Origin of the sequence: Actinomadura kijaniata NBRC 14229 (assembly GCF_001552175.1) — a bacterium.
Taxonomy (GTDB): Bacteria; Actinomycetota; Actinomycetes; order Streptosporangiales; family Streptosporangiaceae; genus Spirillospora; species Spirillospora kijaniata.
Window position 1 is genome coordinate 1 of the sequence record NZ_BCQR01000213.1, and the last position, 18,317, is coordinate 18,317.

Consider the following 18,317-nt stretch of genomic DNA (forward strand, 5'->3'; position numbering starts at 1 on the left):
GCCTCCGGCGCGGCCGCCGCGCCCGCCCCGGCCCGCCGCCGCGCCGCCCTGGCCGCCGACCCCTTCACCCTCGGCGTCGCCTCCGGGGACCCCGAGCCCGACGGGTTCGTGCTGTGGACGCGCCTGGCGCTGAACCCGCTCGCCGAGGACGGTCTCGGCGGGATGCCCTTCGTCGACTTCCCCGTCCAGTGGCAGGTCGCCACCGACGAGCGGTTCCGCCGCGTCGTGCGCCAGGGCACCGCCCGCGCCCGCGCGGCCGCCGCGCACAGCGTCCACGTCGAGCTGGAGGGCCTGCGCCCCGGCCACGAGTACTGGTACCGGTTCCGCGTCGGCCGCCACGTCTCCCCGGCGGGCCTGACCCGCACGTCCCCGCACCCGGCCTCCTACGGCGGGGCCCTGGCGATGGCCTTCGTGTCGTGCTCGCAGTTCGAGCAGGGCTGGTTCACCGCCTACCGGCGGCTCGCCGAGGACCACCCCGACCTGGTCCTGCACCTGGGCGACTACCAGTACGAGTACAAGAAGGGCACCTACAACGTCCCCGGCGGCAACGTCCGCGACCACGAGGGCCCCGAGACCGTCACCCTCGCCGGGTACCGGCAGCGCCACGCCCAGTACAAGTCCGACCCCGACCTCCAGGCCGCGCACGCCGTCGCGCCCTGGCTGGTGGTCTTCGACGACCACGAGGTGGAGAACAACTGGGCCGGCGACGTCCCCGAGGCCGGCTCCGACACCCCGGACCCGGCGGCGTTCCGCGCCCGCCGCGCCGCGGCGTTCCAGGCGTACTACGAGAACATGCCGCTGCGCCGCCGCTCGGTGCCGAACGGCCCCGACATCCAGATCTACCGGCGCGTGCAATGGGGCAGGCTCGCCAACTTCCACATGCTCGACACCCGCCAGTTCCGGAACGACCAGGCCTGCGGCGACGGCTACAAGGACTGCGCGGCGGCGTCGGACCCGGCGCGTTCCATCCTCGGCGCGGAGCAGGAGCGCTGGCTGGTCAAGGGGTTCCGGCGCTCCCACGCCCGCTGGGACGTCCTCGGCCAGCAGGTGTTCTTCGCCCAGCGCGACAACAACGCCGGCCCCCTCAAGGTCACCAGCATGGACTCCTGGGACGGCTACGTGGCCTCCCGCGACCGCATCACGCGCGGCTGGGTCGAGGCGGGCGTCCGCAACGCCGTCGTGCTGACCGGTGACGTCCACGCGCACTGGGCCAGCGACCTGAAGGAGAACTACGACGACCCGACCTCCCGCACGGTCGGCGCCGAACTGGTCTGCACCTCGATCACCAGCGGCGGCGACGGCGCCGACTCCGACCCGGCGGCCCACCCGTTCCTCAAGATCAACCCGCATCTGAGGTTCTACAACAACCAGCGCGGCTACGTGCTCACGCGGATCGGGCGGGAGAAGATGACCGCCGACTTCAAGACCCTGGCCTCGGTGCGCGCCAAGGACGCCCCGGCGTCGGTGAAGGCCCGCTTCGTCATCGAGGACCGCGAGCCGGGCCTGCGGCAGACCTACCTGCGCCCCTACGACGCGGTCAGGACCAAGACCGACCGGGACCTGGTCCGGGAGACGGTGGAGCGCGAGACCAGGCGTCCGTAGCGCGCCGCCGCGAACGGCCCCGGGGACCGCGCGGGTCCCCGGGACCGTCCGGGCGCACCTGGACGTGGGCGGAAGCGGGCAGCTCGGCCTCGACGGCGCTGGTGCCCATGCCTGACAGGATCCGCTCGCCCGGCTCGAAGCCGGGCGACAGCACGGTGCGGGAGAACGCCCCCGCCCCTGGCGCCGCGACGGGACGAACGAGTGCCTCGCCGGCGCCTCGCCGACCGCTATATCCGAACCGGGGGATTCAGGCGGCCGGGTTGGGGTCGGTGAAGATCTCGTCGAAGTCGTAGGCGACCGGCACCTCCAGCTGGTCGTAGCCGCAGGAGGCGGGGGTGCGGTCGGTGCGCCAGCGGCGGAACCGGGCGGTGTGCCGGAACCGGTCGCCCTCCATGCCGTCGTAGGCGACCTCGACGACCAGCTCGGGGCGCAGGGGCTCCCAGGCGTGGCTGCGGCCGCCGCTCCAGCGGTTGACCGCGCCGGGCAGGCGGTCGGCGGTGTCCTCGGTCTGGCGCGCCCAGCCCTCCCACGGGTGGCCCGCGAAGCCGTCCATGCGGTACGGCCCCAGCTCGTCCAGCAGCTCGGCGCGGCGCTTCATCGTGAACGACGCCGAGACGCCCACGTGCTGGAGGACGCCCTTGTCGTCGTACAGGCCGAGCAGCAGGGAACCCACGACCGGGCCGGACTTGTGCCAGCGGAAGCCCGCCACCACGCAGTCGGCGGTGCGCTCGTGCTTGAGTTTGAACAGGACGCGCTTGTTGGGCTGGTAGGGCAGCTCCAGGGGTTTGGCGATGACGCCGTCCAGGCCCGCGCCCTCGAACTCCTCGAACCAGCGGCGGGCCAGGTCGGGGGAGTCGGTCGCCGGGGTGACGTGGACGGGCGGCCTCGCGTCCGCCAGGGTGTCGACCAGGCGCCGGCGGCGTTCGCCGAGCGGCAGGTCCATGAGGGACTCCCCGCCCAGCGCCAGCAGGTCGAACGCGACGAACGACGCCGGGGTCCGCTCGACAGCAGCGTGATGCGGGACGCGGCCGGGTGGATGCGCTCCTGGAGCTTGTCGAAGTCGAGGCGGGGGCCGTCGCGCAGGACGATCTCGCCGTCCACCACGCAGCGGTCGGGCAGCTCGCGCCGGAACGCCTCCACCAGCTCGGGGAAGTAGCGGGTCAGCGGCTTCTCGCCGCGGCTGGACAGCACCACCTCGGCGCCGTCCCGGAAGACCACGCAGCGGAAGCCGTCCCACTTGGGTTCGTACAGCATCCCCCGCTCGGGCATCACCTTGACGGCCTTGGCGAGCATCGGCGCGAACGGCGGGCTGATCGGCAGGTCCATGGACCCATCCTGCTCCCCGGGTCCGACATTCGGGGCGGCCGGGGGTGGCCTTCGTCACGTTCGGTAACCTTCGGGGCATGCGCCGTCTGTTCCCCGGGCCCGCCGCCGACGTCGATCCCTACGAGGAGTACGGGGACGCGCCCGCGCTGCGCGTCGGGATGGTCATGACGGCCGACGGGTCGGTCACCGACGTCGAGGGCTGGACCGACGGGATCGGGGGAGCGGCCGACTTCCGGGTGTTCCGGACGCTGCGGGCGCTGTCGGACGCGATCCTGGTGGGGGCGGCCACCGCGCGGACCGGACGGCTGGGGCCCGCGCGGCTCCGCGCCGACCTGCGGGAACGCCGGGGCGCCCCGCCCGCGCCGATCGTGGTCGTCAGCCGGTCGCTGCGGCTGGACTGGGCGTCGCCACTGTTCACCGAGGGGGAGACCCCGACGGTCGTGGTGACGTCCCGGGCGGCGCGGGAGGCGGGCCGGGTGCCCGCGTCGGTGCCGGTCGTGACCGCCGGGGACCACGAGGTGGACCTGGGCGAGGCCGTGCGGGCGCTGCGGGAGGACCACGGGTACCGGCGGCTGCTGTGCGAGGGCGGGCCCGCGCTGACCACGGCGCTGGTCCGGCGGGGGCTCGTGGACGAGCTGTGCCTCAACATCGCGCCCACGCTGCTCGGCGGCGCCCACCACACGCGGCTGCTGGGCGCGCTGGACGGGGAGGTCGCGCTGGAGCCCACCGCCGTCTACCTCGACGAGGGCGTGCTCTTCCTGCGCTACCGGCTCGCCCGGTAGTCGCGCGCCACCCGCCGTTCCCGGAATTCTCCGGCCGACTGTTGCCAATCCCCGGTGGTACCGGGGCGATGGGGGAGAAACTTGGGCCGGGAGGGTCGTGCCGGTCGAAGGGAGCGGGCGTGGACGTCGCCGCACTCGTCGCCTGGGCGCTGGCCGCGTCGGCGGGGGGCTACCTGCTGGTGCGGTGGCTGGCGGCCGCCGGGCTGCGCGGCCAGCCCGCGAAGGTGACCCGGCACCCCACGCTGGTACTGGTGTCGCATCCAGCGTCGGCGGTGCTGGGCCTGTGCCTGTGGCTGGGGCATCTGGTGACCGGGCGGGGCTGGTGGGCGTGGGCGGCGTTCGGCGTCCTGATCGCGGTCATCCTGCAGGGCGTCATGCTGTTCTCGCGCTGGCTGGTGGGCGGGGGCGGGCGGCACGCGCGCGGCAACGACCAGCCGTTCCCCGGCGTGGCGGTCGCCGTGCACGCGCTGGTCGCGGTGACCACGTTCGTGCTGGTGTTCCTGGCGACCCTGGAGACGGGCCGGTAGCCCCGCCCGGTATCTTCCCGGCCATGGACGCCCGGACCGAGATCGACGGACGCGCCCCCACCGTCGCGGACCTGCTGGTCCCCGCCCTGGTCAACCACGGCCACCTCACCGTGATGCAGGTGCGGGACCGCGCGGTGCGGGGACTGGACCTGCACCTGGCCCGGCTGGACGCCGCCAACCGCGAGCTGTTCGGTGTCCCCCTGGACGGCGAGCGCGTCCGCCGCCTGGTCCGGCACGCCCTGGCCGACGACCGCGACGCCACGGTCCGCGTCAACGTGTTCCGGCGGGACGGCGGCGACACGGCCGTCATGGTCACGGTCCGGGAACCCCACCGGGCCCCGACCGCGCCGCGCGCGCTGCGCCCGGTCGCCTACCGGCGGCCGTTCGCGCACCTCAAGCACACCGGGTCGTTCGCGCAGCTCCAGCACATGGCGCTCGCCCAGCGGGACGGGTTCGACGACGTCCTGCTGACCGACCCCGACGGCGTGGTCTCCGAGACCGGCATCGCGAACCTGCTGGTCCACGACGGGGAGACGTTCGCGTGGCCGGATGCGCCCGCGCTGCCCGGCATCACGATGCTGCTGCTGGAACGCGCCGGGATCGGCGCCCGGCGCCGCACCGTCCACCTGGCCGACCTGCCCGGATGCGCGGCGGCGTTCGTCACCAACTCCAGCGGCGTCTCCCCGGTGGGACGCGTCGGCGACGCGCCGATCCCCCGCGACACCGGGATCGCGGAACACCTCGACGCCGTGTACGCCTCGATCCCGTGGGACGCCCTCTAGGGCGCTTTCCGCGGGCTGGCCCGGGCCGTGCCGGTCAGAGCGGTCGCCCCCACGGCGCCGGTCGCCGCCCGCCGTCCCTCATGGATCGCCCGCCGGATGCCACAGCCCGATCCCCGGCCGGACGCCGCGCCCTCGGGGAGGGAACGGTCGGGCAGCTCGACCTGGTCGAGGACGGCGGGAACGAGCCGGCGCGGCCCGGTCAGCCGATGATCGCCAGCACGACCGCTCCGACCCCCAGCGGCACGTCCAGCACGATGCAGTACTCGGCCAGGGACCGGGGCACCACCTGGTCGCGCCGGTGGTGAACGACGTCCCACACCGCGTGGCATGCCAGCACCACACCGGCGAGCGCCAGCGCGACGCGGGGAGCGGCGAGCGACGCGACCGCGGCGAGGCCGCCGTAGCCGACCAGGGCCGCCGTCTGGGCCGCGAGCGCCGGACGCGGAACACCCCCGAGAACGCCCGCGACGACCAGGGCCAGCGCGATGGCGGCGGCGATGACGAGCCGGGTCGGGTTCGGAAGACCGGCCGCCTCGGTGAGGACCGCCACGAGGGCGCCGGCGGGAACGCCCGCCCACGCGACCCATCGCCTGCCCAGCGCCGCGGCGCCGAGATAGCACAGGGCGGCCACGAACACCGCGACGGCGATCCCCGGGCCGTCCGGGTCGGCCGCCAGCGCCAGCGCGGCGGTGGCCAGGCCGAGCGCGCTCGGCCAGTGACGGAGAACGGTTCCTGAGGACTCCATACCGCGACCCTGCGAGGGGGCGTCCGCGATGTCGAGGCGACCGGATCACCTGGTCCGGAAACTTGGGGATCCTGTCCGTCCGGCCGGACGCCGCGGCCTCAGGTGAGGCGGCGCAGCACCACCAGCGAACGGTCGGGCAGCTCCACCTGGTCGAGGGCCTTGACGCGTGGCCGCTGGCCGAGGGTGTAGGGGTCGGCGGTGTCGAGGGCGAACTCCCAGCGCTCGCCGTACTCGGGCGAGGGCAGCGCGAACTCGATCGCGGCGTCGCCCGCGTTGACCAGCAGCAGGAACGAGTCGTCGCGGACCGGCCGCCCGCGCGGGTCGGGCTCGGTGATGGCGTCGCCGTTGAGGAACACCGCCAGCGACTTGGCGAACCCCACCTGCCAGTCGTGCTCGGTCATCGGCTCGCCGCCCGGCGTCAGCCACACCAGGTCGGCCAGCGGCTCGGGCCCGGGGCCGACGCCCCGGAAGAAGCGGCGGCGGCGGAACACCGGGTGGTCGCGGCGCAGCCGCGACAGCATGCGGACGAACTCCAGCTCGCCGGGATCGTCGTCCCAGTGCACCCAGGCGAGCTCGTTGTCCTGGCAGTAGGCGTTGTTGTTGCCGCGCTGGGTGCGGCCGAGCTCGTCGCCGTGGCTGAGCATCGGCACGCCCTGGGACAGGAACAGCGTGGCCAGGAAGTTGCGCTTCTGGCGGGCGCGCAGCTCGTTGATCGCGGGATCCTCGGTGGGCCCCTCGTGGCCGCAGTTCCAGGAGCGGTTGTCGTCGGTGCCGTCGCGGTTGTGCTCGCCGTTGGCCGTGTTGTGCTTGCCGTCGTAGGACACCAGGTCGTGCAGCGTGAACCCGTCGTGGCAGGTCACGAAGTTGATGGAGGCGAACGGGCGGCGCGAGCTGTGCTCGTACAGGTCGCTGGACCCGGTCAGGCGGGAGGCGAACTCCGGCATCGTCGCGTACTCGCCGCGCCAGAAGTCGCGGACGGTGTCGCGGTACTTGCCGTTCCACTCGGTCCACAACGGCGGGAAGTTGCCGACCTGGTAGCCGCCCTCGCCGACGTCCCACGGCTCGGCGATCAGCTTGACCTGCGACACCACCGGGTCCTGCTGGACCAGGTCGAAGAACGCCGCCAGCCGGTCCACGTCGTGCAGCTCGCGGGCCAGCGCCGACGCCAGGTCGAAGCGGAACCCGTCGACGTGCATCTCCAGGATCCAGTACCGCAGCGAGTCCATGATGAGCTGGAGCGCGTGCGGGTTGCGGACGTTGAGGGAGTTGCCGCAGCCGGTGTAGTCGAGGTGGTAGCGGCGGTCGTCGTCGCGGAGCCGGTAGTAGGCGGCGTTGTCGATGCCCCGGAACGACAGCGTCGGACCCATGTGGTCGCCCTCGGCGGTGTGGTTGTAGACCACGTCGAGGATCACCTCGATGCCCGCCTCGTGCAGGGCGCGGACCATCGCCTTGAACTCCAGCACCTGCTCGCCGCGCTGCCCGGAGGCGCTGTAGGCGCTGTGCGGCGTGAGGAAGCCGATGGTGTTGTAACCCCAGTAGTTGGTCAGGCCGCGCGCGACCAGGGCGTGCTCGGGGACCGACTGGTGGACCGGCATCAGCTCCACCGCCGTGACCCCGAGGTCCCGGAAGTGCTCGATCATCACCGGGTGGGCGAGCCCCGCGTAGGTGCCGCGCTGCTCCTCGGGGATGCCCGGATGCAGCATCGTGAGGCCCTTGACGTGCGTCTCGTAGATGACGGTTTCGTGGTACGGGGTGCGCGGCGGGCGGTCGTCGCCCCAGTCGAAGAAGGGGTTGACCACGACGTTCTTCGGCATGAAGGGGGCGCTGTCGTCGGTGTTGAACGCGTCCGGGTCGGTGAACCGGTACGAGAACAGCGACTCGTGCCACCGCACCTCGCCCTCGATGGCCTTGCCGTAGGGGTCGAGCAGCAGCTTGTGGGGGTTGCAGCGGTGTCCCTCACGGGGTCGGTAGGGACCGTGCACGCGGTACCCGTAGCGCTGGCCGGGCATGACCCCGGGCAGGTAGCAGTGCCAGACGAACCCGTCGACCTCCTGCAGGTCGATCCGCGACTCGTGCCCGTCGGCGTCGAACAGGCACAGCTCCACCCGCTCGGCGACCTCCGAGAACAGCGCGAAGTTGGTGCCCATGCCGTCCCAGGTGGCGCCCAGCGGGTACGGCTCGCCAGGCCAGACCTCCGGCATCGTTCCCACTCCTCGGCTCGTCGGCTACAGCGGTCACGGTCGATTGTGGTCTACCCGTTCACCGTCTGTATGCCCCAGCCTGAGATCAGCCTGTTATAGGGCACTTATGGAGATTTGTCCGGTTACCCAGTGCGTCCGGGCCTCCCACGGCGACCTGCGCGGGCACGACCGGCCCCGTGGAATACGGCCCGGATCCGGCTAGGACTGTCTTCGAGGAGGGCGAGTGTCGCGTCGGCATCGACCTTGGAAGTCAGGTGTCCTGTGCGAGGAGCCGTGCCCGGTCCCACCGCCGGGCGGCTAGGTCCTCGGCGGTGATGAACCAGTACAGGTAGTAGGTGTCCCCGCACCACAGGCGAGTCCGATGATCAGGCATGAACTGGAGTAGAAGCCGCCAACGGGCGACCTCGCGGCGCAACTCGGCCGCACTGCGGTCGGTGCCTGCGAACACCACATGGGCGGCCAGGTCCTCCTCGACCGGCGTCTGCGGCGCGAAGGGGTGGCCACCCACCTGGTGCGTGGCGCGTCCCCACAGGTCGAGCGTGTCCTCGAACTCCCCGCCGTGAAGCGCCCGGCTGGTGGCCTCGTCGGGTTCGCCGAACCGGACGTGCCAGTCCTCCAGATCGGTGGGGTACTGGGGCGCGGTCCAGATGACCGAGGCGGTCAGCGGCTCCGCCTCGATCTGGTGGTGCAGCGCCGCCGGGCCTGGACGGGGCCGTGTCGGCGTGCCCTCGGGTACGTGGACGACCTGGTGCGCGCCCCGGCTGTCGGGATCGTCGTCACCGATGTACGGACTGGAGCTCTCGCACAGTTGCCCGTCGAAGAGGAAGAACAGCAGCCGACCCGACTCCGGGAGTGCGAGTTCGGCGGTGGGCAGCGCGGCGCAGTCAAGGGTCAGCCACAACGACAGGGGGCCGTGCCCGTCCCAGACGGGCCAGGGGGTGTCCGGCGGCAGTGCCGCCTCACCGCCGAGGTGACCCACGATCGCGTCGCCGTCGGCCGCGTGGGCCAGCCGCACGGCCGGTTTCAGCAGGTCGGTCCACTGCCGCGCGACATCGGCGGGAAGGTGCTCGCGAGCGATGTCGGCGAGCCGATTCTTGGAGGACATGGGCGCAATTGTGCAGGCCATCGCGGAGCTTGGGCGGGTGCCCTGTCGAACTCCGGACGAGCCGAAGCTCCGGCTCCTTCAGCGATGAGCCCCACCGCCACTTCGCTTACCCGTTCACACGGTGGACGGCGAGGCACGACGTGCGCCGGTGCGCGACTCGGGCGCACCCGACGGGGAGCGGTCACGACCCGTGAGGGGACGCCCCCACCCACAGACGATCACTTGAGAGGAACGAAGACGATCTCTCAGGACGAGGGGACGCGCCACACGGTCTCGCCGTCGTCCACGTCCGGCGTCGGGTGCAGGCCCAGCTTGCGGGCCACCGCCGCCGACGACGCGTTCTCGGGATGGATGCTCGCGGTGATCTCGGTGACCCCGTGCGCCCGCAACCAGCCCACCATCGCCCCCGCCGCCTCCGTCGCGAACCCGAACCCCTGGTACGGCATTCCGGTGACCCATGCGATGGAGGCCTTCAGCGCGGTCGGGGAGGGAGTCACCGTCGCCTGCACGTAGCCGACGGCCCTGTCATCGCGGCGACGGAAGATCACCCAGTTCAGCCAGCCCTCCTGGTGGAACGGCGCGGGCCCCGTCACCAGGCGCTCGTAGCGGGCCCGCAGCTCGTCCCGCGTCAACGGCTCGCCGCCGATGTAGTCGTGCAGTCGCGGGTCGTCCAGGACCTCGGCCATCTCGTCGGCATGGTGAACCGCCAACGGCTCCAACCGGAGGCGCTGGGTCTCGATGATCTCCCCGATCGGCCCGAACATCCCCCGACCCTAACCCGCCCCAACACCAACACCGCCGCCGAGCCCTGGAACCTCCACGCCGAAGGAGCCATCACGCCTACGATTGACCCACGCCCGCCCAGAAGCCCGCCCGAAATGTCCAACTCTCGCAAAGTGCTCAAAAACCGCGACCCGACCGAACAAACGCCCAGCTCAGCAAGAGGTGCTCCCCGCACGCGCGGGGATGGTCCCGCGCCCACGACGAACTGCTCCGCGCCAACGACGTGCTCCCCGCACGTGCGGGGATGGTCCCGCATCCACCAGCAGCCCCACCACCGGGACGAGGTGCTCCCCGCACGCGCGGGGATCGTCCCCACTCGGTCAGTGTGAGCGTGCAGCTGCGCGTGACTCCCCGCGCACGCGGGGATTTTTCGACGAACCCCCTGGTGGCATCAAGGTAGAACGCCCCCGCTCTGCTAATGCGGAGCGGGGGCGTTTTCATACTGGGCTAGTTGTTTTTAATAAATGCAGACAGTGCGCGGGCTTCCATGTAGTTGAGGGTCAACATGACGCCGTCTGGGTTCTTGCTGTCGCGGATGGCAACGGTACCGGGGGTGGCGGCAATTTCGACGCAGTTCGCTCCTGAATCGCTGCTGCGAGAGGCTTTCCGCCACGACACCCTGCTCAACTCCATCTCTCGTCAATCACCTTTCGGATAAGTGCTCTCGTGTCTCGCGCGTTGTGGGCTTCGGCTTGGAGGGTGACGAAGACCTCGTTGACGAACGCTACGTCCTCGACGGTCGTTGACGTCTCGCCGCCGTACGCGTTTTCAGCATAAACCGCCTGAGAGTTGTCGGGAAGTGTGGCGATGGCGAACGTCCCCCAGAGGTTCCTGACGTGGATCGTCGGGAGTATCTGAAGGTTGATGTTGCTGCGCTGCGACAGTGCCAGTAGATGGCGTAGTTGCTCGCGCATCACCTCAGGACCCCCTAGCTCTCGGTAAAGAACGCTGACGTCCATCACGACGGACACGGTGGGCGGAGGGGTGCGGTCGAGGATCCCCTGTCGAAGAATCCGAGACTTCACCGCGTCCTCGTCTGGCAGGAGAGCGCGCGCGTACCCCTCGGTTTGGAACAGCCCGTAGACGAGCCGTTCCTCATAACCACGCAGCAGCGCGGCCGAGCTCTCGGCCTTGGTGAAACTGACGAAGAATTTCGGGTATTTGTTCTTCTTTATGTTGTCTAGCAGCTCTTCCCAGGCTTCTATCAGGCGGCCTTCCGCGCTGAGGGCGTGATCGAGGCGGCGGGCGAAGTCGGCACGGCATCGGGTCGTTCCCGCCTCGACTTGCCCGACGTAGCCGCGCGTGACGTTGACCGCATCTGCCGTTTCGGCCTGGGTCAGCCCTTTGGCGAGTCGGAGGCGCTTCACCTCTGCGCCGAAGGTGAGCAGCTCGGCGGGGATCTTGCTGACCGGCATGTGACTCCCTTGATCATGCTCGCTAAGAGCTCGCCATTGCTCGTGTACTGCACGCTTTCTGGAACTGTCCTGGTAACGGTATGGCTTTCCGTGCGTGGATGGAGGTCAGTTACGAGAAATCAACCGGGAGTCACAAGGTAAAGGCAGCGGCCATGATCGATAAGGGTGTCAAACCGCCTCCGGTGGCTACGGCCGAACCGTCCGTTCTGGTGCTTACCTCCGTTCCGGAGGCGATCAAAACTGCGCGGGATTTCGCGCGGGGGTGGCTGGAGGCCAAAGGCGTGGATCGCATGGCGGTGCAGGTGGCGTTGCTGGTGGTGTCGGAGCTGGTCACCAACGCCTACAAGCACGGCAGCGCGCCGGGCGAGGCCATCTCCGTTCGGCTGTACCTGTCGGCGGACGGGCCGGTGGTGGAGGTGCGGGACGGCAGCCGCGCCGAGCCGTGCGTTCGGCCGTTGTCACTGGAGTGCTTCTCCGGACGAGGGCTGGCGATCGTCTCCGAGCTCACTGCTGGGTGGGGCTTCCGGCACCTGGCCTCCGGGGGCAAGGCCGTCTACGCCGTCCTGAACGGGGGCGCGGCATGACGCCTCGTGACGTTTTGCTCGTGCTCCTGCGGCAGTGGTTCCCCCGGTGGGACATCTGGATCTGCGATCGAGGGGTGTGGCGGGCGGCCGGATTCATGCTGATCAGCGCCTCCAGCGTCGAGGGGCTGTTGGAGCACCTGGCCGGGACCGATCCCGAAGCGTTCGATCAGGCTGCGCGGACGTTCGCGGGGCGTGCGGCGTGAGCAGCGACCAAGGGGACACGTGGTGGGACGAGGGGGCCGAGACGTTGCGTCTGGTGGCGTTGGTCGGGGCGCTTCGGGGCCTGGACCTCCCGCTGCACGCCTCACTGTTCACGCCAAGGGACGCCGCTCCGCATCTGGAGGTGGCGTACGTGAGCGCACGCGTGCAGAAGGTCGTGGATGTGTGCGCGTTCGGCGGCTGGTTCGTCTGCGCGTTGGGAGTGGTGTCCGCTACCGACACGGCGGTCGCGGCGCGTTGGCTGGCCGGAGCGCTGGCCGTCCCGCAGCCGGGACGAGCCCGTTAGAGGTCGCGGGTCCACACGCCCCGGGAGTGCTGGCGCGGGTCCAGCCACAGCCACGGCTGGGAGCGGCGGAACGGCAGGTCCGTGCCCGGCTGCCAGGGGAACAGGCCGCCGTCGTTCGACCACACCACCTGGAGGAACGGCAGCGGCGGACGCCGGTAGAACGACACCGCCCCCGGCATCATCACCTCGTACCATCGGGCGTCCACCGTCCGGAACGCCACCTCGCGGTCGCGCACGACGCCGGAGCGGCGGTCCCCGTCGGAAGGGGCGTCCCCCTCGGTCGTCTGGCGGCCCAGCCTGTTGAGGGACTCCTCCATCTCGTACACGTCGCCGCCGAACATCGCCAGTTCGGAGGCCCGCAGGGTGTGCCACAGCCCGATCGTGTACGCCCATCCCGGGCGGTCGTCCTCCGGCTGCACCAGCACCACGCTCCAGCCGTACTGGGTGATGTGGACGATCGTGCGCAGCAGGAAGTTGTCCATCCGGTCGCGGTCGCCATAGTCGTGGTCGAGCACGCAGTGGCACGTAGGGCGACCCTCGGTCATGGGGACCACTTTACGATCTTCCAGGCGGCCTGGAATGCGGATATACGCTTCCGAGGGTCCCGAGGACATAACGGAAAGTGCACGACCGTGCGGGGGTCAGGCCAGAAGACCGGGGTTGTCCGCCAGAGCGCGCAGGCGGCCCCCGGGGTCGGGGACCAGGCGGCGTTCGGTCAGGTCCAGCAGGCCGATCAGAGCCTCGATCTCGGCGGCCAGGGTGCCGTCGGTCCGGCGGATCTCCTGGCGGACCCGGAACGTCTTGCCCTCCCCGAACGCGAAGTGGCACGACACCGTCACCTCGTCGCCGCCCCGCAGCTCGCGGCGGTACCGGATGGTCGTCTCCAGGACGACGGGCCCGACGCCGTCGGCGAGGAGCCGGTCGTGGGGGACGCCCGCCGCGCGCAGGAGCTCCCACCGGGCGTGCTCGGCGTACTGGAGGTAGACCGCCTGGTTGAGATGTCCCTGGGTGTCCAGTTCGTAGCCGCGCACCGACACCGGCACGGTGAAAAGGTCGCTCATGCCCCGATCCTAGGGATCGGTCAGCGACGGAGACGGCGGCGGAGCACCCACAGGTCGACGGCGGAGATGATCGTGACGACCACGCCCAGCGCCACCAGCGTCCAGGCCGCCGCGCCCCCGCCCGGGGACCGGCCGCCCCAGAACGCGCAGACCACCGCCAGCGCCACGCCGACGATCAGGCCGACCGTGGCGAACGCCGTTCGCGTCCGCAGCGCGCTGCGGGCCGTCATCGGCTCGGCGCCGGACCGCCGTCGCCCGTTCATGCTGCTCATACCGGGTTTCTGCCCACCGGACGGCCCGGGGATCCGGGCGAATGGCCCGCGCGGGCGCGGGTACGCGTCCGAGACCGGAGGCAAGGAACGAGCAGAGATCAGGGGGCGAGATCATGTCGCGACCCGGAAGCCACGAGCACGACACCAGGCGCGGGCGGCTGGAGGACGAGGGCATGCGTTCCCGCACCGCCACCGGCCGCGCCGGGGGCCCGAGGGGGGACACATCGTGAACGAGGTCGAAGAGATCCTGGGTTCGGCCCTCCCGCTGGAGGTCGAGGCCGATCTCGATCCGCTGCTGGAACGCGTCGGCGACGCCCGCTGCGTGCTGCTGGGGGAGGCCAGCCACGGCACCCACGAGTACTACGCGTGGCGGGCGGCGCTGACGCGGCGGCTGGTCGCCGAGAAGGGGTTCTCGTTCGTCGCGGTCGAGGGGGACTGGCCCGACTGCTGGCGGGTCGCCCGCAGCGTGACCCTCGCCGGGGACGCGCCGGAGGACCCGGGGGAGGTGCTGGACGGCTACCGCCGCTGGCCGACGTGGATGTGGGCCAACCGGGAGACCGTGGACTTCTGCCGCTGGCTCCGCGACCACAACGCCGGGACGGGCGACCGCGTCGGTTTCTACGGCCTGGACGTCTACAGCCTGTGGGACTCGCTGCGCTCGGTCATCGGCTACCTGTCCGAGCGCCGCCCCGAGTACGTGGAGACGGCGATGGCGGCCTACCGCTGCTTCGAGCCGCACGGCGAGGATCCCGGCTCCTACGCGCTGGTCCCCGGTGGCTGCGAGGACGAGGTGCTGGAGCTGCTGACCCGGCTGCGCCGTCCCGCCGAGGGCGCCGAGGACCTGAACGCCCGGCAGAACGCCGAGGTCGCCGCGGGCGCCGAGCGCTACTACCGGGCGATGATCGTCGGCGGTCCCGAGTCGTGGAACGTCCGCGACGTCCACATGGCCGACACCCTGGACCGGCTGCTGGACTTCCACGGCGCCGGGGCGCGGGCGGTGGTCTGGGCGCACAACACCCACATCGGCGACGCCCGCGCCACCGACATGGCGGCGGCCGGGATGGTGAACCTCGGCCAGCTCGCCCGGGACCGGCACGGCCGGGACGCGGTCGTCGCGGTCGGGTTCGCGGGCGGTTCCGGCGAGGTGATCGCCGCGCCGCGCTGGGGCGGGACGATGGAGACCATGGCGGCGCCCGCGCCCCTTCCGGGGTCGGTGGAGGCGCTGCTGATGGGGACCGGGCTGGCGCGGGCCCTGTTCGTGTTCTCCGACGGGCCCGAGGCGGCCTGGCCGCGGGAACGGCGCGGCCACCGGGCGATCGGCGTCGTCTACGACCCGGGCCGCGACCGGCGCAACTACGTGCCCACCGTGCTCGCCGAACGCTACGACGCGCTGTGCTGGTTCCGGCGGACGTCCGCGCTGGACCCGCTGCACCTGGAGGCGGCCCGCCGGGGCGAACTGGAGACGCTGCCCAGCGGGGTCTGAGGGGTCACGGGCGCAGCACCAGCGTCCCGTCCTCGGCGACGACAGGCGTCCCGGCGCGGCGGAGGGTGTCGGCGAGCCAGCCGACGTCGGCGGGCGCGGCGCGTTCGAGCCGCATCCGCCGCGCCCGCAGCACGGTGATCCGCAGCTCGGCCAGCGCGCCGGTGCCCGGGGTGAGCGAGGCGAGGTACAGGGGGCGCAGGTCGTCGCGGTACTCCTCGTACCCCGTGATCCCCTCGTAGTCGTCGATGAGGTCGCCGCACCCGTACAGCACGAGCCGGCCCCGGTAGACCTCGATCGGGCGGGGGTGGTGGGAGGAGTGCCCGTGCACGACGTCCACCCCGCCGTCGACCAGCGCGTGCGCGAACCGGACGTGCTCGCCGGGCACGTGGTGGCCCCAGTTCGACCCCCAGTGGACGGACGCGACCGCGACGTCCCCGGCGCGCTTGTCCCGCCGGACCCGTTCGGTGATCGCGCGGGCCCACTCCTCGGACGGTTCCGGGACGAACGCGACCCCCGGCCGCCCCGGCCCGGCGGCCCACCCGGCCGGGATCCCGCTGGAGGCCATGCCGAACGCGAACACCAGCACCCGGCCGCTCCCGGCCGGGACCGCGGCGGGCCGCCGGGCCTCCCGCTCGTCCCGCCCCGCCCCGGCCCACGCCAGACCGGCGCCCTCCAGCGCCGCGAGCGTCTCGACCAGGCCCTGGACGCCGAAGTCCATGACGTGGTTGTTGGCCAGCACGCACACGTCGGGCCGACCGGCGGCCAGGCACGGCAGGTTGCCGGGGCTCATCCGGTAGTGGACGGCCTTGCCGGGCGCGAACGTCCCGCCCCGGGCGATCGCGGTCTCCAGGTTCACGATCCGGGCGTCCGGCGCGGCCTCCTCCAGCACGCGCAGCGCCTCGCCCCACGGCCGGCGGAACCCCACCGGCCGTGGGATCGGCCCGTGCGCGGCCTCGGCCAGCCGCACGTACGTCCGCGCGTCCCGCATGTACGCCTCGCGCAGCGCGGGGTCGCCCGGCCGGGGCAGGATCTGGTCGACGCCGCGTCCGAGCATCACGTCGCCGCAGAGGGCCACCGTGATCGTCGCCGTTCACCTCCAGGCCCACCCCTTTCCCCCGGGGGCGGGCCCCATGCGGCGGACCGGCGTCCGGTCACCCGATCCTGCGGGTGTAGACGACGCGGTCGACCAGGCGCTCGGCCTGGCCGGGCGGGGTGAAGTAGAGGTCGAACGTCGGGGTCCTCCCCAGGGTGATCACGGTGCGCATGGGGATGGTCCGGCCACGGTACTCGGGTCCGAGGACGCCCGGGTCGGTGAACTCGCCGGGGATCGACAGCACCGAGGGCGTGCCGGTCACGGGCGCGCCGCGGTAGGTCATCGCGGTGGGGGTGACGCTGTCGAAGGTGGTCCACTCGTAGCGGCGGTCGATGCTGGAGAAGCCGAGGACCCCGGTCCGGTGGTAGCGGTCGCCGCCCAGGGTGCCGTCGGTCCGCTCCTCCAGGAACCGGCCGCCGGTCTTCTTCATCCACCGCGTGCGGACGACGATGTCGCGGGAGACCACCGGCCGGCCGCCACCGAGGATGTAGTTGGTCTTGACGGCCTTCCACGTGCCGACCAGCGGGTCGAGGAGGCGGTGGTAGGGGCCCGGGTCGAGGTCGCCGGTGGGGGCGGGGGCCGCCGCCGTGGCCCCGGCCAGGGCGGCGGGCCGGTCGGGCGCGGCGGCGGCGACGCCCGCCGCGCCGGTCAGCGCGACGAGGAGGGCGGCGGTCGCCGGAAGGGTGAGCCTTCGGGGCGACGTCGGTCTCCGGCGGGTCACAGCGTGGCGGAGAAGTGGGCGGCGGCGGTGTCCGCGGCGGTGGTCACCTGGGGCTCCTGGTCGTAGAAGTCGAACTGGTCGCCGGTGGTCCACACGAACTCCTTCGGGCCCGCCAGCGCCTCGTGGAAGCGGCGCGCGCCCTCGGGGATGGCGGCGTCCTCGCTGTGCACCAGCACCGTCGGGACGGTGACGCGCGGGGCCAGCGCGATGGAGTCGAAGGTCAGCCAGTTCTCCCAGGCCATCACCGCGAACCGGTTCGGCCAGGCCGGGATGCCGCCGCGGTCGGGGTTGAGATAGAAGTCGATCTCCATCGGCATCGCGGCGCGCGGGTCGGTGCCGCTGACCACCGGCACGTACTCGACCTCCCCGGTCTCCTCGAACCGGGCGCGGGCGGCGGCGGCCTCCTTGCGCCGGGCGGCCACGCCCTCGGCGCCGCCGTAGACCTCCGCGCAGATCGCGCCGTCGTGCAGCCAGGGCGCGACCAGCGCCAGCGCGCGGACGCGCTCGTCGGCGACGGCCGCCGCGCTCATGTACATCGCCGCCGCGCACACCCCCAGCGCGCCCAGCCGGCCGGCGTCCACCTCCGGGCGCCCGGCCAGGAAGTCCAGGGCGTGCCGGATGTCGCGGACCTTCAGCTCGGGCGACTCGTAGTCGCGGGGCTCGCCCTCCGACTCGCCGTAGCCGGTGAAGTCGAACGACAGCGCCGCGTACCCGCGGTCGGCCAGCCGTTCGGCGTACCGGTCGGCCATCAGCTCCTTGACGCTGGTCCAGGTCCCGGCGACCACGACGCCGGGGGAGGGGGACGGCGCGTCCGGCAGGAACAGGTTGCCGGTGAGGGTGACGTCACCGGAGGGAAAGGTCACCTTGTGCTTGGTCGTCATCGGGTTCTCTCTTCGGTCGTCACGGGTCAGTTGGCGTAGGTGAGGTCGGCCCTGGTGATGGCGGAGCCGGAGGTGGTGAAGGCGTAGTGGGCGGCGAAGCCGCCGGAGCCGCCGGGCGCGAAGGTCACCAGGAGCTTCTGGTAGCCGTCCCGGCGCTCGACGACGCCCCGCACGGTCAGCGCGCCGCCGATGACCTCCCGGTCGGCCCAGCCGCGGATGGCGTCGCGTCCGGCGAAGCGGCGGCCGACGTCGACGACCTGCCCGTCGGGGGCGAACGCCTTGGTCAGCGCGTCCAGGTCCTTGCCGTTGACGGCGTCGACGTAGGCCGCCACCGGCGGCAGCAGCGCGCTTCGCGGAACCGCCGGGCCGGTGGCCGCCGGGCTCCCGGCCGCCGGGCTCCCGGACCGCGCGGCGGCCGGGGCGGGGTCCGGGTCGTCCCCGGCGCACCC

22 protein-coding genes and 1 pseudogene are annotated in these 18,317 nt (G+C 72.2%); 8 read left to right on the forward strand and 15 right to left on the reverse strand.

Annotation, left to right across the window (positions count from 1 at the left end; translation table 11 throughout):
• Positions 1 to 1,602, forward strand: a 1,602-nt coding sequence (locus AKI01S_RS43445) for an alkaline phosphatase D family protein (protein WP_067831861.1), incomplete at its 5' end; no start/stop codon positions are given.
• 247 nt (positions 1,603 to 1,849) lie between these two features.
• On the opposite strand, the gene AKI01S_RS43450 is transcribed toward AKI01S_RS43445, so the two are convergent.
• Together AKI01S_RS43450 and AKI01S_RS54775 are read right to left on the reverse strand one after the other, a co-directional pair.
• Positions 1,850 to 2,710, reverse strand: a complete 861-nt coding sequence (locus AKI01S_RS43450) for an ATP-dependent DNA ligase (RefSeq protein WP_281186208.1) — start codon at positions 2,708 to 2,710, stop codon at positions 1,850 to 1,852.
• A pseudogene (locus AKI01S_RS54775) lies at positions 2,686 to 2,928 on the reverse strand (ATP-dependent DNA ligase); the annotation flags it as partial. The pseudogene AKI01S_RS54775 and the gene AKI01S_RS43450, both read right to left, overlap by 25 nt.
• Before the next feature lie 77 nt (positions 2,929 to 3,005).
• On the opposite strand from AKI01S_RS54775, the gene AKI01S_RS43455 reads away from it, so the two are divergent.
• From AKI01S_RS43455 to AKI01S_RS43465, 3 genes are all read left to right on the forward strand, one after another.
• The gene (locus tag AKI01S_RS43455) at positions 3,006 to 3,710 is read left to right on the forward strand and encodes a dihydrofolate reductase family protein (RefSeq protein WP_067831862.1); all 705 of its coding nucleotides are present in this window, start codon (positions 3,006 to 3,008) and stop codon (positions 3,708 to 3,710) included.
• A gap of 119 nt (positions 3,711 to 3,829) precedes the next feature.
• Complete coding sequence (locus AKI01S_RS43460; protein WP_067831863.1) at positions 3,830 to 4,237, forward strand: hypothetical protein; 408 nt, start codon at positions 3,830 to 3,832, stop codon at positions 4,235 to 4,237.
• 23 nt (positions 4,238 to 4,260) lie between these two features.
• On the forward strand, positions 4,261 to 5,019 hold the full coding sequence (locus tag AKI01S_RS43465; protein ID WP_067831865.1) for an aminotransferase class IV: 759 nt from the start codon (positions 4,261 to 4,263) through the stop codon (positions 5,017 to 5,019).
• A gap of 199 nt (positions 5,020 to 5,218) precedes the next feature.
• Here the strand turns inward: AKI01S_RS43465 and AKI01S_RS43470 are convergent, their stop codons facing one another.
• The 6 genes from AKI01S_RS43470 to AKI01S_RS43490 form a co-directional block, all read right to left on the reverse strand.
• Complete coding sequence (locus AKI01S_RS43470; protein WP_067831866.1) at positions 5,219 to 5,764, reverse strand: hypothetical protein; 546 nt, start codon at positions 5,762 to 5,764, stop codon at positions 5,219 to 5,221.
• A 98-nt stretch (positions 5,765 to 5,862) separates the two neighbouring features.
• Entirely contained in the window at positions 5,863 to 7,965 is a 2,103-nt protein-coding gene (gene glgX / locus AKI01S_RS43475) for a glycogen debranching protein GlgX (protein WP_067831867.1), read from the reverse strand.
• A gap of 250 nt (positions 7,966 to 8,215) precedes the next feature.
• Positions 8,216 to 9,070 carry a DUF1963 domain-containing protein gene (locus AKI01S_RS43480; RefSeq protein ID WP_169814113.1) on the reverse strand — a complete coding sequence of 285 codons (855 nt, stop codon included), beginning with the start codon at positions 9,068 to 9,070 and terminating at the stop codon, positions 8,216 to 8,218.
• Between the two features lie 245 nt (positions 9,071 to 9,315).
• Positions 9,316 to 9,834 (reverse strand): GNAT family N-acetyltransferase, encoded by a 519-nt coding sequence (locus AKI01S_RS43485; RefSeq protein ID WP_067831870.1) that lies wholly within the window; start codon positions 9,832 to 9,834, stop codon positions 9,316 to 9,318.
• A gap of 466 nt (positions 9,835 to 10,300) precedes the next feature.
• On the reverse strand, positions 10,301 to 10,486 hold the full coding sequence (locus AKI01S_RS49910; protein ID WP_084000817.1) for a DUF397 domain-containing protein: 186 nt from the start codon (positions 10,484 to 10,486) through the stop codon (positions 10,301 to 10,303).
• A complete protein-coding gene (locus tag AKI01S_RS43490) occupies positions 10,477 to 11,268 on the reverse strand; it encodes a helix-turn-helix domain-containing protein (protein ID WP_067831871.1) in 792 nt (263 codons plus the stop codon). Before AKI01S_RS43490 ends, AKI01S_RS49910 begins: the two co-directional genes overlap by 10 nt.
• A gap of 152 nt (positions 11,269 to 11,420) precedes the next feature.
• Between AKI01S_RS43490 and AKI01S_RS43495 the strand changes: the two genes are divergently transcribed.
• The 3 genes from AKI01S_RS43495 to AKI01S_RS43505 are packed head-to-tail and all read left to right on the forward strand — an operon-like array spanning position 11,421 to position 12,357.
• Complete coding sequence (locus tag AKI01S_RS43495; RefSeq protein WP_169814114.1) at positions 11,421 to 11,852, forward strand: ATP-binding protein; 432 nt, start codon at positions 11,421 to 11,423, stop codon at positions 11,850 to 11,852.
• Between the two features lie 20 nt (positions 11,853 to 11,872).
• Positions 11,873 to 12,055: a hypothetical protein gene (locus tag AKI01S_RS43500; RefSeq protein WP_157420569.1), complete on the forward strand. Its 183-nt coding sequence runs from the start codon at positions 11,873 to 11,875 to the stop codon at positions 12,053 to 12,055.
• Positions 12,052 to 12,357 (forward strand): hypothetical protein, encoded by a 306-nt coding sequence (locus AKI01S_RS43505; RefSeq protein ID WP_067831876.1) that lies wholly within the window; start codon positions 12,052 to 12,054, stop codon positions 12,355 to 12,357. The genes AKI01S_RS43500 and AKI01S_RS43505 overlap by 4 nt, the downstream gene beginning before the upstream one ends.
• On the opposite strand, the gene AKI01S_RS43510 is transcribed toward AKI01S_RS43505, so the two are convergent.
• From AKI01S_RS43510 to AKI01S_RS43520, 3 genes are all read right to left on the reverse strand, one after another.
• Positions 12,354 to 12,902 carry a DUF4262 domain-containing protein gene (locus AKI01S_RS43510; protein WP_067831878.1) on the reverse strand — a complete coding sequence of 183 codons (549 nt, stop codon included), beginning with the start codon at positions 12,900 to 12,902 and terminating at the stop codon, positions 12,354 to 12,356. The genes AKI01S_RS43505 and AKI01S_RS43510 overlap by 4 nt on opposite strands.
• A 96-nt stretch (positions 12,903 to 12,998) precedes the next feature.
• Entirely contained in the window at positions 12,999 to 13,418 is a 420-nt protein-coding gene (locus AKI01S_RS43515) for an acyl-CoA thioesterase (RefSeq protein WP_067831880.1), read from the reverse strand.
• A gap of 20 nt (positions 13,419 to 13,438) precedes the next feature.
• Positions 13,439 to 13,690 (reverse strand): DUF6343 family protein, encoded by a 252-nt coding sequence (locus AKI01S_RS43520; protein ID WP_157420570.1) that lies wholly within the window; start codon positions 13,688 to 13,690, stop codon positions 13,439 to 13,441.
• 226 nt (positions 13,691 to 13,916) lie between these two features.
• Here AKI01S_RS43520 and AKI01S_RS43525 point away from each other — a divergent pair, with 226 nt between their 5' ends.
• Positions 13,917 to 15,173 carry an erythromycin esterase family protein gene (locus AKI01S_RS43525; RefSeq protein WP_245682030.1) on the forward strand — a complete coding sequence of 419 codons (1,257 nt, stop codon included), beginning with the start codon at positions 13,917 to 13,919 and terminating at the stop codon, positions 15,171 to 15,173.
• A 4-nt stretch (positions 15,174 to 15,177) separates the two neighbouring features.
• Here AKI01S_RS43525 and AKI01S_RS43530 read toward each other — a convergent pair whose 3' ends face one another.
• The 4 genes from AKI01S_RS43530 to AKI01S_RS43545 form a co-directional block, all read right to left on the reverse strand.
• Positions 15,178 to 16,248: a CapA family protein gene (locus tag AKI01S_RS43530; RefSeq protein WP_281186207.1), complete on the reverse strand. Its 1,071-nt coding sequence runs from the start codon at positions 16,246 to 16,248 to the stop codon at positions 15,178 to 15,180.
• A 76-nt stretch (positions 16,249 to 16,324) separates the two neighbouring features.
• Positions 16,325 to 16,987, reverse strand: coding sequence for a DUF1579 family protein (locus tag AKI01S_RS43535; RefSeq protein WP_067831884.1), 663 nt, complete (start codon positions 16,985 to 16,987; stop codon positions 16,325 to 16,327).
• Positions 16,984 to 17,868 carry an alpha/beta hydrolase gene (locus tag AKI01S_RS43540; protein WP_067831885.1) on the reverse strand — a complete coding sequence of 295 codons (885 nt, stop codon included), beginning with the start codon at positions 17,866 to 17,868 and terminating at the stop codon, positions 16,984 to 16,986. Before AKI01S_RS43540 ends, AKI01S_RS43535 begins: the two co-directional genes overlap by 4 nt.
• Positions 17,869 to 17,894: 26 nt before the next feature.
• Positions 17,895 to 18,317 (reverse strand): nuclear transport factor 2 family protein (locus tag AKI01S_RS43545; RefSeq protein ID WP_084000821.1); only part of this gene is annotated, 423 nt, incomplete at its 5' end.